Annotated in this window: 11 protein-coding genes; 1 reads left to right on the top strand and 10 read right to left on the bottom strand. The window is 35.7% G+C overall.

The features are described 5' to 3' along the window. Positions 1 to 35 precede the first annotated feature (35 nt). The 8 genes from BLV64_RS00600 to BLV64_RS00565 form a co-directional block, all read right to left on the bottom strand. Positions 36 to 1,424 carry a tetratricopeptide repeat protein gene (locus BLV64_RS00600; protein ID WP_092131101.1) on the bottom strand — a complete coding sequence of 463 codons (1,389 nt, stop codon included), beginning with the start codon at positions 1,422 to 1,424 and terminating at the stop codon, positions 36 to 38. Between the two features lie 149 nt (positions 1,425 to 1,573). Continuing rightward, positions 1,574 to 2,764 (bottom strand): aspartate aminotransferase family protein, encoded by a 1,191-nt coding sequence (locus BLV64_RS00595; protein ID WP_092131099.1) that lies wholly within the window; start codon positions 2,762 to 2,764, stop codon positions 1,574 to 1,576. Next, entirely contained in the window at positions 2,765 to 4,645 is a 1,881-nt protein-coding gene (locus tag BLV64_RS00590) for an OstA-like protein (protein WP_245705843.1), read from the bottom strand. 125 nt (positions 4,646 to 4,770) lie between these two features. Continuing rightward, on the bottom strand, positions 4,771 to 6,042 hold the full coding sequence (locus tag BLV64_RS00585) for an adenylosuccinate synthase (RefSeq protein WP_092131363.1): 1,272 nt from the start codon (positions 6,040 to 6,042) through the stop codon (positions 4,771 to 4,773). A gap of 7 nt (positions 6,043 to 6,049) precedes the next feature. Further along, positions 6,050 to 6,505 carry a Fur family transcriptional regulator gene (locus tag BLV64_RS00580; protein ID WP_092131097.1) on the bottom strand — a complete coding sequence of 152 codons (456 nt, stop codon included), beginning with the start codon at positions 6,503 to 6,505 and terminating at the stop codon, positions 6,050 to 6,052. A gap of 94 nt (positions 6,506 to 6,599) precedes the next feature. After that, positions 6,600 to 8,813: a RelA/SpoT family protein gene (locus BLV64_RS00575; protein ID WP_092131095.1), complete on the bottom strand. Its 2,214-nt coding sequence runs from the start codon at positions 8,811 to 8,813 to the stop codon at positions 6,600 to 6,602. A gap of 208 nt (positions 8,814 to 9,021) precedes the next feature. Beyond that, positions 9,022 to 10,005, bottom strand: a complete 984-nt coding sequence (locus BLV64_RS00570; protein WP_245705842.1) for a hypothetical protein — start codon at positions 10,003 to 10,005, stop codon at positions 9,022 to 9,024. A gap of 52 nt (positions 10,006 to 10,057) precedes the next feature. Further along, positions 10,058 to 11,293 (bottom strand): DEAD/DEAH box helicase, encoded by a 1,236-nt coding sequence (locus BLV64_RS00565; protein WP_092131091.1) that lies wholly within the window; start codon positions 11,291 to 11,293, stop codon positions 10,058 to 10,060. A 60-nt stretch (positions 11,294 to 11,353) separates the two neighbouring features. On the opposite strand from BLV64_RS00565, the gene BLV64_RS14490 reads away from it, so the two are divergent. Then, positions 11,354 to 11,512, top strand: a complete 159-nt coding sequence (locus tag BLV64_RS14490) for a hypothetical protein (RefSeq protein WP_177165277.1) — start codon at positions 11,354 to 11,356, stop codon at positions 11,510 to 11,512. Here BLV64_RS14490 and BLV64_RS00560 read toward each other — a convergent pair. Both BLV64_RS00560 and BLV64_RS00555 read right to left on the bottom strand, forming a co-directional pair. Further along, positions 11,499 to 13,763 carry an FUSC family protein gene (locus tag BLV64_RS00560; protein WP_092131089.1) on the bottom strand — a complete coding sequence of 755 codons (2,265 nt, stop codon included), beginning with the start codon at positions 13,761 to 13,763 and terminating at the stop codon, positions 11,499 to 11,501. The two genes, BLV64_RS14490 and BLV64_RS00560, sit on opposite strands and share 14 nt — an antisense overlap. A 304-nt stretch (positions 13,764 to 14,067) precedes the next feature. After that, entirely contained in the window at positions 14,068 to 16,251 is a 2,184-nt protein-coding gene (locus BLV64_RS00555) for a B12-binding domain-containing radical SAM protein (RefSeq protein WP_092131087.1), read from the bottom strand. Positions 16,252 to 16,268 lie beyond the last annotated feature (17 nt).

Here is a 16,268-nt window from a genome sequence, read left to right as displayed (position 1 = left end):
AACCAAAGGTATGCAAATTAAATTATTCGATTATGTTATTGCTGCTTTTTTAGTAAGTTTTTAACCTCAATAGACGCGTAAAATTCAGGGAATAGTTCCTCTAAAATAATAACTTGGTCGGCGTCAAATCGCATGGCATTATTTAGGTGATAGGTTGTCTTGTCAGACTCTACAAGGGCGTAATATAAGCCTGCTAATCGAAATTCTATTTCTGCATTTTCAGGAAAAAATTCTGCCGCTTGAATTAAGCTAAAAGTAGCTGCTTCAGGCTCGCCTAACTGTAAAAGTAAGTCCGAACGCTGTAACCAGGTTTCTAGCTCATAATTACCCAATTCTAAAGCGCGTTTATGACCGCGTTCTGCTTCTTCTAAATAATTTAAGCGATGGTTAATTTTAGCGTAAAGTTTCCAGTAATTTACGTTTTCCGTATCAATATTAATGGCCTTATTAATGTAGTATAAAGCCTTTTGATAGTTTTTTAATTTGCAGTATAATTTGGTAATTGCAATCCATCCTTTATCCAATAAAGGATCCTCATGCACAGTTTTAAAGTAATACTGAATAGCCAAATCCTTTAAGCCCAGTTTTTCATAACAATTCCCAATTCGCAGTAAAGCAAAAGAGGTCGGGTCTTCCAAACTTAAGGTTATGGTGTAGTTTTCTATGGCCTCGTTATAGCGTTTTAAACGTTCTAAAATGCGACCTTTCTCTATGTACGCCCCTACAAATCGGTCGTCTGATATGATTGCAAAATCATACGCATTCAACGCTTTTTCATACTCTTTTAAAGACGCATATTGTTTCCCTAATTGGTGCCAAGCCACTTCGCAATACGGGTTCTTGTCTAAATAACCATTTAAATAGTCAATCGCTTCGTCACTTTGCTCTAAGAAATCAAAGCAATAAATAATATTATAAAGCGCAGAATAATCCTCAGGGTCAACTTCTATACATTTTATAAAATGATCTCGAGCATTTTCGAACTGATCTAAAAACAGGTATTCCATACCAATTAAAGAGTATAAGTCGGCCGCGTCATCAGTTAAAGTTAAGGCCTTTTTTAAGACATCAATAGCCTTTTTATGCTTGTTTTCTTTCGATAAAACATTGGCTTTCTGTATGTAAATCTCTTCATTAGAAGGCTCTAAAACGTAGAGTTCATCTAATAAGCGATTTGCTTTATCTAGTTCGTTTTCAAATATAAACACCTCAATTCTAAATAATTTTAAATTAATAGAAGTAGGGTGCTGCTCCAAACCGAGTTTAATTGCTTTTTTTGCTAAAGCAACTTTTCCTTGGTTAAGATAATGGTGAATTATATTTTCGAACTCATTGGAATCAAAAAACAACACATTGTTTGTTTTTAACATGGATTCGAATTTCGTTAACGGCACTTTATTATTATCTTCTTGGCTAAATTCCATAGGTCATAGTTTACCATTTCAGTACTAAATGTAACGCTCTATTGTAGTTTTAAGCGCCTTATTACTCAAATGTTTTTAACAAAGTAATGAACATCCTTGAGGTATGTGTTATGCTTTGGGTGTTTTACTCTGATTATAAAAGGGTTATATTATTGTATCCGCTTTTGTATTTTATTAAGAATAGCAATAACAATGCCACAGCCCTTAATAATCTCTTCGTTGGAAATGGTTAAAGGTGGTGTTATCCTAATTGCCCGGGTTTCAAAAAGTAACCAAAAGAGAATAAGACCTTCATTTTGCGCCTCTAAAACGAGTTCGTTCGTGATGTCTGCTGATGGTGTTAACGCGGCTAACATTAATCCTTTTCCTCTTATTTCTGTAATTAGTGGGTGTTTTAAATGTTTTCTGAATAGTTGCTCTTTAACTAAGGCTTCTGCCATTAAGTCACTTTCGGTAATTTCTTGTAAGGTTGCTAGGGCAGCGGCCGCAATAACGGGATGCCCACCAAAAGTGGTTATATGTCCCATTTTCGGATTGTCGGATAAGGTGTCCATTAGTTTCGCCGATGCCGTAAAAGCACCAATAGGCATTCCGCCTCCCAATCCTTTTCCTGTTACTAACACATCGGGAATACAATTGTAGTTTTCAAAGCCAAATAGTTTTCCAGTACGTCCAACTCCTGGTTGTATTTCGTCTAATATAAGCAAGGCTCCAACGGCTTCACAGCGTTTTTTTACATTAGCTAAATAATCGTTTTGGGGTTCTATAAAACCTGCGCCACCCTGAATCGTTTCTAAAATAACACCAGCAGTTTTTTCTGTAATGAGTTCTAAATCATCTTCGTTATTAAAACGAATATGACTAACTCCTGGTAATAGTGGTTTAAAGGGGGCTTTGCGCTCTTCAAAATCCATTAAGCTTAAAGACCCTAACGTGTTACCGTGGTATGCATTATGGGCAGAAATAATTTCTTGACGCTGTGTTGATCGTCGTGCTAATTTAATGGCGCCTTCTATGGCTTCGGTTCCTGAGTTTACCAAATAGGTTTTTTCCAAAGAAGCGGGTAAATGTTTTGCTAGCAACTTACTGAGCTCTACAGCAGTCTCTTGGATGTATTCTCCATAAACCATAACATGTAAATAGCTGTCAAGCTGTTTTTTTATAGCGTTAACTACCCGAGGATGTCTGTGCCCTAAACTGCAAGCAGATACGCCTGCAACAAAATCTAAATAGGCTTTATTGTTTGTATCGTAAATATATGACCCTTCAGCATGAGAAATTTCAACAGCTAAAGGGTGTGGCGATGTTTGTGCCTGGTATTTAAAAAAATCGGACTTCATTTATTTAGGAGTAACAGGTTTCTTTACTGTCGGATTTAATTTTTTATTGGTACTCGGCTTCTTTGTGCTGTTTAAACTTTTTACAGGGGCCGCTTTTATAAACGTATCCTTTAAAATAGGTTTCGGAATATGGCGCGATGCTTTTCCTGGTTGTACCTCTTTTTTCTTATCAATATATCGCGATTTCGGTCGGCTTTCTTCATCGGCCTCTTGAGCGCGGTTTAATAAGTCTTCGTCAAAAAATTCTTCCTCGGGAACAAAAGGATCCAACCCTTTAATAATTGGTAAGTTTAATGGCGGATCATCACGAAATAAATCTTCAACACTTAACGGACGCTCTTCTTCGCGCCAATCAAACCCCTTTAATCGTCTTGATGTTTCTGGTAACTCGTCTTCAGGATAGGTTTTTGCTTCAGGTTGTATTAAGCGTCTGTACTCCACGATGTCTCCAGCATCAAAAGTCATTTCTATATTCGCCGAACGACCAACATCGATACCTACGAGTTCATTATCCTCATTTCTTATGTAGAAAATAGATTCCGCATTCTTGTAAATATGGACTTTCTCTAATTGATTTTGATCACTAAACGTTCCTATTAATCGTTTACCTGCTATCTGGCTGTAACCGTTTTCGCTTAAGGTATCTTTACTAATAATAAAGGCATTTTCAAAAACAATTAATGAATCTAATTTTTCGGTGTCTACATCAGACTTTAAATGAATTGTATCCCCGGTTAATTGATTGCCAATATTCCATAAAATAGGTCTGCGCTTTACCGCAAATAGGTCTTTGTTGGCCAATTTTGAAAGGTTGATTAATTGGGTCAATCCAGATTGGTGATTAACATGTATCGAATCTGATTTAGCACTAAGATCTGATTTGTAAATTTTAGCATTTTTAAAAGCACGTGTAATTCTATTATCCTCTTTACCGGTTATCATCAAGGTGTCGGCGTGAATATAGATAGAGTCTTTTTCTTGTACCGAAATGGCTAAAGCGCGTTTGGTGATAAATGTTGAATCTTTAGATTTGTAAACTTCAGCATAATGGCCTTTAATGATACTGTTGTTTATGGTATCTGTAATTTTTATGTTATTAGAAGCCGATGCAAAGTCTCGATTTCTATCAAAATACATACTATCGCCTTTAACTTCGCGGTGATCATAATCTATTTTAGAGTTTTTTATAAAATACCCTGTATCGTTATTCGTATTGTAAAAACCGCGTTCGCAATATATTGTACTTGTTTCACCAACAATAGTTGATGGACCATACATATAAGCGTGACCCGTTTCAGAATAGAAATCTAATTGATTGGTGGTTAAAACGTATTCAGGATTTACTAGCTTTACCGTATTTAAAAATCTGTATTTTTTATCGTTCATATAGTAACGGCCAACAGTACTTGTAATAGTACCTGAAGAGTCTCGCACCACTTTGCCGTTTTCGTTGTAATAGGCTTGTTGTTTTTCCCGATCGAAATAGAGAATATTTGTAGTTAATACCGAACTAGGTTCGGTTAATACAACGTCACCCTTAGCATAAGCTAATTTAGTTTTTCCACTATATTCTGCATATTTAGCGACCATTTGAATGGTGTCGCCTTGCTTCATAAGGACATTACCATAAGCTTCGATAAAGTTTTCTTTACCATAAAATACGGCTTGATCGCACCACATATCAATACCGTCATGGTAGACATGGACTTGCCCTTGATCACTTCGCGTTAATATACTAGCACCAGGATAGTTGACTTCGTCCTTTTCACCAAAAGCGCCAGAGTTTTTTATTTCTATACTCTTTCTTTCTTGGCTATAAACTAGTCCTATGCTGAAAGAAAAAATAATAAGTAATATATAGTGTGTTTTAATAATCTTCAAAATATTAAGTTTAAACAAAAATAGCGATTATTATATTTTGTGAGGAGGTATTAAGAGTAATTTAATACAAAAAAAACCTGCAAAGACTTGGTCTAAGCAGGTTTAGTTTTATATCTAAGATCTAATTATCTAAAAATGGTTTGTTTTCTGTCTGGTCCAACAGATACAATAGTAATAGGGATTTCTAATTCCTTTTCTAAGAAAGCGATATACTCATTAAGCGCTTCTGGTAAATTCGATGTGTCTCCCATTGCCGTTAAATCTTCGCTCCAACCTTTAAACTCTTTGTAAATTGGAGTTACATTTTCTGGCTCAATATTGTAAGGTAAATGCTCGATAGTTTCGCCTTGGTAAGTGTAAGCTGTTGCTACTTTTAAAGTTTTGAAGCCCGATAAAACATCGGCTTTCATCATCATTAGTTGGGTAACACCGTTTACTTGACAAGCGTACTTTAAAGCGACTAAATCTAACCAACCACAGCGTCTTGCGCGACCTGTTGTAGCACCAAATTCTTGACCGATTTTAGCCATTGTAGCACCATCTTCATCGAATAACTCCGTAGGGAAAGGGCCAGACCCAACGCGTGTTGTATAGGCTTTAAAAATACCGAAGACTTCACCAATTTGATTTGGAGCAATTCCTAAACCGGTGCAAGCACCAGCAGCAGTAGTGTTACTAGATGTTACGAATGGGTACGTTCCAAAGTCAATGTCTAATAAAGACCCTTGAGCACCTTCTGCAAGTATAGTTTTTCCTGATTTCTGTGCTTGGTATACATATTCTTCAGAATCGATAAATTTTAAAGATTTTAATACTGTAACAGCTTCAAAAAACTCAGTTTCTAATTCTGCTAAGTCGTATTGTATTTCAGCATTGTAAAAGTCAATCATCGCTTCATGCTTATCTGCTAAAGCTCTGTATTTTTCTTTCCAATTTGATAATTCTAAATCGCCAACACGCAATCCGTTTCTACCTGTTTTGTCCATGTATGTTGGACCAATACCTTTTAATGTAGAGCCAATTTTAGCTTTCCCTTTTGAGGCTTCACTAGCAGCATCCAATAAACGGTGTGTAGGTAAAATGATGTGTGCTTTACGAGAAATTAAAAGTGACTTTCTGTAATCTACACCTTGTTCTTCTAATTTATCAAGCTCTTTTTTAAAGATAACCGGGTCTATAACAACACCGTTACCTACTAAATTGGTTGCTTCCTCATGGAAAATTCCAGAAGGGATAGTGTGAAGCACGTGTTTTTTACCGTTAAAAACTAAAGTGTGACCTGCGTTTGGTCCCCCTTGAAAACGGGCAATAATATTGTATTTAGAGGTTAGAACGTCGACAATCTTTCCTTTGCCTTCATCTCCCCATTGCAATCCTAGTAGTAAGTCTACTGCCATTATATAATTATTTTGTTGTTGTGTTTTTTGTTCCGTAAAAATAGAGCGAATGGTTGTTGATTTTAATATCAAAAACGTCCTCAATCGTTTGTTTTATCGATTGAATTCTCGGATCACAAAATTCAATAACTTCTCCTGTGTCCGTTAGAATGACGTGATCGTGTTGTTTATCAAAGTATGATTTTTCGTAATGCGCTTGGTTTTGGCCAAATTGATGCTTACGAACTAGACCACATTCTAAAAGTAAATCTATAGTATTATAAAGGGTCGCACGACTGACTCTATATTTTTTGTTTTTCATATTGAGGTACAAGGACTCAATATCAAAATGCTCTTTGTTATTATAGATTTCTTGAAGAATAGCATAGCGTTCTGGAGTTTTTCGATGGCCGTTGCCTTCTAAAAAAGTTGTAAAAACGTTTTTAACTATCTCTTGATTTTTATTTTCTGTATCTGCGCTCATAATTTCATGGCAAATTTACATATTTTTTTTAGGTGTTCTCTAATATTTTTAGAGTTTAAAGATAGTATTAATTAATTGTTATTAACAAAGTCTTTTAAGCGCGATATACTTTCTCAATACCGGTAACCTTTTTAAGGTTATCCATCACTTTTTTAAGCAAGGTTTTGTTTTTTACAATCACGTTAATTTTTCCCGAAAAAATGCCGTCTTCTGTTTTAAAACTTAAACTCGTCATATTAACATGCATATTAGAGGAAATAACTTTAGTCATCTCATTAACAAGTCCTAAGTTATCTATTCCTGACAAAATAATTTGGGCTGCAAATGCTTGTTGTGTCGAATCAATCCACTTGGCTTGCATTATACGGTAGGCATAATTGGAATGCATACTTAGGGCATTCGGGCAATTTTTTTTGTGAACTTTTATACCTTCATTAATGGTTAAAAAACCAAATACAGAATCTCCGGGTATAGGGTTACAACAGGTTGCTAGTTTGTAGTCTAATTTCTCTTCTTCCTTACCAAAAACAAGAAGGTCATACTTGTCGGTGATTTCATCCTTTTCAACATCCTCTTGGTTAACCGATGGCTTTCGATTTATTTTATTTTTAAAGAAGCTCATTAAGGCATTGCTTCTAGAGGCTGCATATTCTTTTAACATCGGGTTGCTAATAGTCCCAATACCGACGCGGTAAAATAAGTCTAAACTCGTTTTAAGTTTAAAATGGCTAACCATTTCATTTACAGAGTTTTCATTTAGGGTGATTTTAAGTTGTTTTAATTTACGTCTTAGAATCTCTTTACCTTCTTCTGCAATTTCTTTGTTTTTCTCTTTAAGCAGTGACTTAATTTTCCCTCTTGCTCGAGAGGTAGTCGCATAATCCAACCAGTTAGGATTGGGTTTTACGCTTTCGGAAGTTAAAATATCTACCTGGTCACCGCTTTTTAGTACATGACTTAACGGCACTAGCTTTCCATTCACTTTAGCACCTCGCGTTCTCATACCGACTTCGGTATGTATGCTGAATGCAAAATCTAATGGGGTAGCACCTTTGGGTAAGGATTTTAAATCACCTTTTGGTGTAAAGACAAATATCTCTTTAGAATATAAGTTTAATTTAAACTGCTCGACAAAGTCAACAGCATTGGTTTCGTGATTCTCTAGTGCCTCTTGTAATCGATTTATCCAAACGTCTAAACTGTCTTCTTTGTCATTGTTTTTATATTTATAATGTGCCGCATAACCTTTTTCGGCAATCTCATTCATACGCTGACTTCGAATCTGAACTTCTACCCAGCGACCTTTTGGTCCCATTACCGTTATGTGTAAGGCTTCGTAACCTGTAGATTTAGGCGATGATATCCAATCGCGTAAACGGGTTGGGTTAGGTCTAAAGTGATCGGTAACCACCGAGTATATTTTCCAGGCTATAAATTTTTCATTATTTGCCGTGTCGGCTTTATAGATTATTCTTACTGCAAATTTATCATACACTTCATCAAAAGAGACACCTTGTTTGTCCATTTTTCGTTTGATTGAAAAAATAGATTTCGGACGCCCCTTAATGTCATAAGACAAACCTTCTTTATCTAGTGAGTTTTTAATGATATTATTAAACTCCTCAATGTAAGCGTCTTGTTCCTGCTTACTTTCTTTCATTTTTGTTAATATATCGTAGTAGACTTCAGGTTCGGTGTATTTCAAGCCTAAGTCTTCAAGCTCACTTTTTATATTATACAGTCCGATTCTATGGGCTAGTGGCGCATAGATATAGAGGGTCTCACTAGCTATTTTCTCCTGTTTATCAGGACGCATAGATTCCATGGTTTGCATATTGTGGAGTCTATCGGCTATTTTGATAATTATTACACGGACATCATCATTTAAAGTCAGTAACATTTTCCTGAAGTTTTCAGCTTGAAGTGAAACATCAGTATCTGTTTTTAATGACGAAATTTTGGTTAATCCATCTACAATTCTAGCAACTGTATTTCCAAAAAGACGCTCAATATCTTCTGTAGTATAATCGTCGCTATCTTCTACGACATCATGTAATAATGCAGCAGCAATAGAGGTCGCATCCAACCCGATTTCTGAGGCTACAATTTTGGCCACAGCAATAGGATGGAAGATATAAGCTTCTCCACTTTTACGACGTTGATCTTTATGCGCATCAACAGCGACATCAAAAGCTTTTCTAATTAGTTTTTTGTCGTCGTCCGTAAGGGTGGTGTAACTTACCTTCAATAAATTCTTATACGCCCTTGCAATTGCAGCGTTTTCTTTCTCGATATCTATTTCTGTCATAGTTTTAAAAATAGTATAAAAATTTAAATTTTCACCGTCTTTTTCGCTTTTTAATCGAAAAATTAATATCCGGTTATTATTAGGAATTTATAGGGTTAAGACCTTTTTTACGACCCTTAAAATAGCGCATCTCTAAAAGGTGTTTTTTACTACACGAAAGTAATAGGTATATAAACGGTACTGTTGTTTAGGAGAAACACGCGTGTCTTTATTTTTTAGAATACACTTCCATTTCTAGTCCCATACCATAATTGTTTAAACCTGAGGCTAGGAGGTTCGATTTTTTAATATTTTCCTTGTCGTAAAGCACCCATTTTCCTCCATTTAAAAATATGCGTTTCACATATGTTTGCTTGGTGCTAATGGCATCTGTAAACGGTAATAAAGGTCTAAATGTGGTAGATACTTTTACAACACCTCGCTTCGTTTTTACCTCTTGGTATTTTTTATTCGGTAGTAGTTTCCCCTTGTCATCAGTGTAACCTAATACTTGAATGGAAACGAAAACCCCTGATTTTGGCACAAAAATATCATGCGCTTTAATATCAAGTTCGTATATTTTTTCGTGTTCTTCAGTTGCTATAAAAACCACTTTATCGTAAGTTAATACGTCACCGGGTAAGCCGTTGTTGTTTTCGTAGAACTGTACTCTAAACAGAGTTGAGAAGGGGCGTTTTTCAGTATTAGCACGTTTTCTTTTTCGCCAGGTCTTGGCTTCTACTTTTATAGGAAGATATAGTTTGGTAAGACGCTTTGTTTGCTGTGTTTCGTTAGGGAAGAATACCGCAATTTCCGATTCGATTGTGGGTAACCAACACTGGTAATAATCTTCATGTGTGGTAGGGTCGATTTCTTTAATTTTAAACGGACCCGTCGGTTTGCTTTTTACTATGACCTCTTGTAATTTGTCAATTTCACTCTCCAGAACGAGTGTGCTTGGTAAATTTTGAGTTGGGATTTTAAAATCCTTGTAGCCTAAAGCTGAAATATATAAGGTGTCGATGTCACTGTATAATTTCTTCGTGAAATAAAATTTACCGTTATCGTCGGCAAAAATCCCGTTTCCATTTCCAAAAGAAATTGAGGCATAAGAAATGGGGTCTTGGTTCTCAGATATTAGGGTTGTATTCTGTGAGAAACTCCAAAAAGGGAGACAGCAAAGGGCTAAAACGAAGTAATAATTTGTGTTCATACGGATAAAAATAGTGAATACTTTTTATTCGTATCAAGTTTCCCATAATAAATTAATACCAGCGTTTCTTTTTCTTTTTAGAACCTTCACTTTTTCGTCCTTTTCTGTGTTTAGATCCTTGTTTTTTATGGACTACCGGTTTTGCTTTCGGATCTAAAGGATAAGGGTGGTCTTCGATAACATCCAACTGTAAATGAATCAGCTTTTGAATATTTACTACGTAGTCTTTCTCATCTGCAGAACAAAAAGAAAAGGCGCCACCGGTATTTCCTGCTCTTGCCGTTCTTCCAATTCTATGAACATAAGTTTCAGGAACGTTAGGGATATCGAAGTTAATAACAGCATCTAAATTTGAGATGTCAATACCTCGCGCAGCAACATCGGTAGCGATAAGGATATTAAATTCTTTCTTTTTAAAACTATTTAGAGCTTCTTGCCTTTCTGATTGACTTTTATCACCGTGGATACTATTTGCCTTATAACCGTTTTTTAAAAGTGTTTTTTCTAATTTATCAACGCCGTATTTTGTACGCCTGAAAATTATAATACGACCCTTTATTGTGTTTCGCAATAAATGTAAACAGAGTTCGATTTTTTTAGGTTTCGGTACGTAATAAAGTGCCTGGTCAACATTTTTTGAAGTCGATGAGTTTTGAGCGACTTCAACACGTTTAGGGTCTTTTAAAATCGTTTTTGCTAAGTCTTGAACCTTAAAAGGAATGGTTGCAGAAAATAATAAGGTTTGTTTATCATTAGGACAAAGACGTTCAATTTTACGTACATCATCTATGAACCCCATATCTAACATTAAATCGGCCTCGTCCAATACCAAGGTTTCTATGTAATCCAAATTAATACTATCTTGTTTGTGTAAATCTAACAAACGCCCAGGAGTAGCAATTAAAATATCGACTCCCTTTTTAAGAATATCTTTTTGAGGTTCTAATGAAGCACCACCAAAAACCACCGTTGTTTTAAGATTGGTGTAGGTTGCATACGCTTCGAAATTCTCATTAATTTGAATGGCTAATTCACGTGTCGGACTTACAATTAATGCGCGAATTTTCTTTCCTTTTTTTGGAGCATCCTGCTTGTCATAAAGGCGTTGTAGGATAGGAAGTGCAAAGGCAGCAGTTTTTCCTGTTCCTGTTTGCGCAGAGACAATAACATCTTTATTCTCTAGTATTAAAGGAATTGTTTTTTCTTGAACCAAAGTAGGGTTGTCGTAGCCTTTTTCGGCAACAGCTCTTAAAATGGGACGGTTAAGTTGTAAGTCTTTAAATGACATAAATTAATATTTGATGCAAAGATAAACGAAAAAAGTGATGCAATCACCTATTAAAAATGATTGTTGACTCAAGGAGCTATTGCCCAGGAAAGTTTAGAAGTGGTAAATGGATTCCCTTATTTTAAAGACGCTAAAACCGAGTCAGTAGTGTTTAAATTAAATCTGATTCTTGACTATTTTAAGCAAGGAAATACGAACCTTACTGTTAACTTTTACTAAAGATAGCTTTATATTTAAAAGTTGCTTTTTGTAAATTGTTACTCAGCGTTTTTAACCATATTAATTGGTTTGTTATGAGGTGTGCTTCTCGCAAGTGCAATAAGAAATCACTGTCTATTTCTACAAATCCTGCTTCAATATCCTTATCGCGTGCTTGAGATAAATCATCATAGCTTTTTAATAATTTTTCTTGAGCGAGCTTCATGTTTTCCGGTTTATAATGCATTTGTGTATCACTTTTTACTAAAAGCGAAGCAGCATTTTTTAAACAGGTTGAAATACCAGCAATAAGGGTGTCGAACTCTTCCGAAGGACGTGTTGTGTGGTTGTTAACTGTGTAACTACCTATAGACGCTATGGCAGATAGAATGGTGTGGTTTAGAGTAACGATATCGTAAATTAAACCTGATTCTTTTTGTTTTGACTTTGGGTCTTGGGTTAAACGTTGAAAGGCGGCATTGAGGTTACTCATAGCTAAAAAAGCTTCTTTTCGACAAATTTTATATTCCAAATTATTCTCCTCTTTGTTATGGTATAGTTTTTTTGTTGCTAGTAAATACTTAGTATTGGCTTGAATGGCCTCAAGAATTACACTATCCAAGTTCCTGTATTCCCAGCTAGGGAATAAAACATAGTTAGCTAAAACGGCTACCCCGGCTCCAAATACGGTATCTATAACACGGTATTGAATAACAGTAAACGCATTGGGATCCATAAGAGAATACACGAAAACAATGTTTAGCGTTATAAAAGCAGCACCAGCCTTATAGCTTTGTTGAATTAACGAAAAGGCAAAGGTTAATGAAACCACGGCAAGAACCATATATACAATGGTGTTTTTCGTGATTAGTACAATGGCGGTAGCTATAACAGCTCCAATAAGTGTCCCAATGATTCTATTTTTAGAACGCTCTTTAGTTAAACCATAGTTGGGACGCATAATAACAATTATCGTAAGGGCAATCCAATAGGCATTTTTTACCCCTAATAAACTACCAATTGCAAATCCGAATACAATAGCTATCGAAATGCGCAACGCATGCCTAAACATGGGTGATTTTAAACTAAAATTCTGTACAATTATATTAAATCGATATTCTTGTAAGGTTAAAAACTGTTTCGAATCTTGATGTCTTAAAACGACTTTAGAACTGTTTTTAACTTTTCCTAAAACACGTCGGATGGCTTTTATCTCCTCTAATAAATGTTTTTGGTATTCGTTAAGATTTCTTAATGTTATTGCTCCTTCTCGAGCTTTTGGTAGTTTGACTTCGGACTTATAGTCTTGAATGGCTTGTATGGTTTCATCCAAGGTTGTATTTAAAATAGTATCGTCTGGGAGTTGTCCTTTTTTTAATAAGAGTTCTGATAAAGTAATAAGGTGGTTTCCCATTACTTTATTCATCTTTTTAAAGGCTTTAAGATGTTGTTTTTTTAGACCGAAAAGAGAATCTATTTTCGAGTAATCTAAAGTGTTAGCTAAAGCAAGCTCAAAAATATCGACCGAAGAGATAAAAATAAGAAGACGTCGCTCGTTAGAATGTGAACGTCCAGAACGCTTTCTCCCTTCTAGTAAAAGCTCTCTTAGGGTTTCGTGCTTTTCACTAATTTGTGTTTGAATTACTAATGCTTTTTTAGAGAATTTTTCGCGCTTATGAGGTTTTGATAATAGCTTGGCTCTGATTTTTAAATAGTCTCCTGTGAGTTGCAGGGTATCAGATAATAACTGGTCATCATCTTTTTTGGGAGCAATCCACCCCGCTAAAAGTGATATGCCTAAATACCACAGACCTCCTACAACTAACAAGCCTATATGAACAAGAATCTGTTGTAAATCAGGTTTGTCGACAGCCAAGGACAACACTATAGCTAATAACCCAGAAAAAGATATTAATGATGCTCTAAAACCATAGACGGAAATCATCGAAATTAAAAAGCTTAAGGCGGCAATAACCAGTAGTAAGATTATAAAAACGGGTTTAGAAATGAGTATAATAAAGGTTATTACTGTGGTGAGCAGGATACTAATTAACACACCGTTTATTTTTCGTTTTAAACTACCAGGAATATCACTAGGGGCGTTTAAAAAAGCACCTAAAACAATGGATGGTGCGAATTCAAAACGATCGATAGCGAAAAAGAATAGCAATGGAATGATAATCGAAATAGTAAGTACAATTCCTCTGTAAAAGCTCGAGCCTTTTAGGAATAATTCGATGGTATTAAGGTTATTTTTTATCTTGTTTTGCATTGCGGGCAAAGATAGCTTTTTAGATTTTGCACGTTTAATAGCGCAGTGTTAATAAATGATTAAAAGCCTAGCGTTTGCATTTTACTAGGCAAAACATGTTTCAAAGTCTTCTAATCTGTCAAACACCATTTGTAATGTGGTATGCATTACAAAATAGTAATTGTTAATTATAAACAAGTCTATTTTTAATAGCTATTTTATTAAATATCTAAATAATTAGAATAAAAAAACCTGATGCGGTTATGGTTTCGATGCACTGTAATTGTGTTGTCTCCTGAGATTGCACCTGCGTTTAATTTAGTCCTTAAATCGCTAATAATCCTGCAGCTCTTAATTTTACTATAGGTTTCGAGTACCAAAACAACTCAAAATCTTCAAAATGAGTTTCAAAATCCTTTTTTAACAGAGAGAATGTAGGAAGCTTTTCGTTATGCGGCATTAATACATCCAATTGCTCCAAAAGCCAATCTCCATGATCTTTATTTAGGCTTATAGTAATCGCTTCTGTTTTTGTGTGAAACGTCATTAGTAAGTGATGAAAAGTACGCCCTTTTTTTGTCTTTGACTGCTCTTCTATTAAAGGTTTCTGACCAAGCCATACTATTTTTGATGTCGGTTTGGTGTTGAACAGCCCTTCGTTTTGAAGGCAATCTTCGATAAAATGTGGCGGAATTGTAGTATTGGGAATATTAAAATCAAACCAGTCTTGTAGTGGTAATTCAAAACCTATACCGTGCATAAAATTGAATAAAGATTTCTTTAAACCATAACTAAATTTAGTATGATCTATACCGGTACTGTCTGAAAAATCAACATCGTTATTGGCAAAGGTTATGGTGTTGTAATGTGGTGTTACGCCGTAGTCTTGAGGGTTTTTTCCTATCGGACTGTGGGTAGTTAGAGCAAACTGATGCCAAAATCCTGATTGTAGAATTCCGATTTCAAATAACTGACGTACCATTTCTAAGCTGTCTACCGTTTCCTGTTCGGTTTGTGTGGGGTAGCCATACATTAAATAGGAATGCACCATAATATTTGCTTCGGTAAGATTTCGAGTAACTTGTGCAACCTGTTGTACGGTAACGCCTTTATCGATTAGTTTTAGTAAACGATCGGAAGCAACTTCTAAACCACCAGAAATGGCAATACACCCTGAGGCTTTTAGTAATAAGCACAAATCTTTAGTGAAGTTTTTCTCAAACCTAATGTTGGTCCACCATGTAACAACAAGATCGCGTTTAATAATCTCTAACGCTAAAGCTTTCATTAACGCTGGCGGGGCTGCCTCATCGACAAAATGAAAACCATATTCACCAGTCTGGGCTATAAGTTCTTCCATACGGTCTACGAGTAGCTTGGCAGCTACAGGCTCGTAAATTTTAATATAATCAAGCGATATATCGCAAAACGTACACTTTCCCCAATAGCAACCATGTGCCATTGTTAGTTTGTTCCATCGGCCGTCACTCCATAAGCTGTGCATGGGATTTGCTATTTCAATGACCGAAATATATTGGTCCAATAGTAAGTCACTATAGTCCGGAGTACCAACTTGAGCTTGCTTATAATCGGGCGTCGTACAGTTGTTTTTATAGGTGACAACATTATTTTCTAAGAGAAAAGTTCGTTTTAATTCTTGAGAATCATCACTTAGGTATTTATATAGCAATTCGACAGGTAGTTCGCCATCATCTAGGGTAATAAAGTCAAAAAACTCAAAAACACGGGTATCTGTTAACGAGCGTAATTCTGTATTTGGGAATCCGCCACCCATGGTTATTTTAATTTCTGGGTACTTTGCTTTTATATATTGTGCGCATCTAAATGCACTGTAAAGGTTTCCTGGGAAAGGGACAGACAGCCCGATGAGTTTGGGTTGTGTCTCTTGAATGCGTTGCTCTAAAATCTCTAAGGTAATCTCATCGATGCGTGTGGGGTCTTTATGTAATTCCTTATATAATTCTTCAAAAGCATTTGCGCTTTGTCCCAAGCGTTCGGCATAGCGACTAAATCCAAAATTGGAATCGATACACTCTATGATAAAATCGGACAAATCCTCCAAGTATAGGGTTGCTAAGTGTTTGGCTTTATCTTGCATGCCCATAAGTCCGAAAGCATACTCTAAATCATCGAGTTGCTCGAATCGTGACGCTTGAGGTAGAAAATTTAAGGTACATATTTGACGAGCAAACGTGTTGTTTTTACCTTGAAGAAACTTGATAACCTCGTCTAAAGGTTTTAAGTACTCATGTCTTAAACTGTAAATGCGCTGACCGTTTTCGGTAACAATCGTGTCATTTTCATAAGCGTAATCAAAGAGTTCTGAAAATACGTCCTTAGTAAACAACTTTAAAATAACCTCGATTCCCAAATCCATTTGAAAGGTACTAATCCCTTTGGTTTTTAGAAAACCCTTTAAATAAGCGGTACCTGGATACGGCGTATTTAATTGGGTGAATGGTGGTGTAATGAGTAAAAGGTCTTTCAAAGTGGATTGTTTTATAA

Source organism: Bizionia paragorgiae, assembly GCF_900107625.1.
GTDB lineage: Bacteria > Bacteroidota > Bacteroidia > Flavobacteriales > Flavobacteriaceae > Bizionia > Bizionia paragorgiae.
Note: the sequence above shows the minus strand (reverse complement) of the source record. Positions and strands in the feature narration are given on the sequence as shown.

What these genes read in the sequence shown, in the direction of transcription:
- BLV64_RS00600 (WP_092131101.1), bottom strand. Translation starts at nt 1,424, where the DNA reads ATGGAATTTAGCCAAGAAGATAATAATAAAGTGCCGTTAACGAAATTC.
- BLV64_RS00595 (WP_092131099.1), bottom strand. Translation starts at nt 2,764, where the DNA reads ATGAAGTCCGATTTTTTTAAATACCAGGCACAAACATCGCCACACCCT.
- BLV64_RS00585 (WP_092131363.1), bottom strand. Translation starts at nt 6,042, where the DNA reads ATGGCAGTAGACTTACTACTAGGATTGCAATGGGGAGATGAAGGCAAA.
- BLV64_RS00580 (WP_092131097.1), bottom strand. Translation starts at nt 6,505, where the DNA reads ATGAGCGCAGATACAGAAAATAAAAATCAAGAGATAGTTAAAAACGTT.
- BLV64_RS00575 (WP_092131095.1), bottom strand. Translation starts at nt 8,813, where the DNA reads ATGACAGAAATAGATATCGAGAAAGAAAACGCTGCAATTGCAAGGGCG.
- BLV64_RS00570 (WP_245705842.1), bottom strand. Translation starts at nt 10,005, where the DNA reads ATGAACACAAATTATTACTTCGTTTTAGCCCTTTGCTGTCTCCCTTTT.
- BLV64_RS00565 (WP_092131091.1), bottom strand. Translation starts at nt 11,293, where the DNA reads ATGTCATTTAAAGACTTACAACTTAACCGTCCCATTTTAAGAGCTGTT.
- BLV64_RS00560 (WP_092131089.1), bottom strand. Translation starts at nt 13,763, where the DNA reads ATGCAAAACAAGATAAAAAATAACCTTAATACCATCGAATTATTCCTA.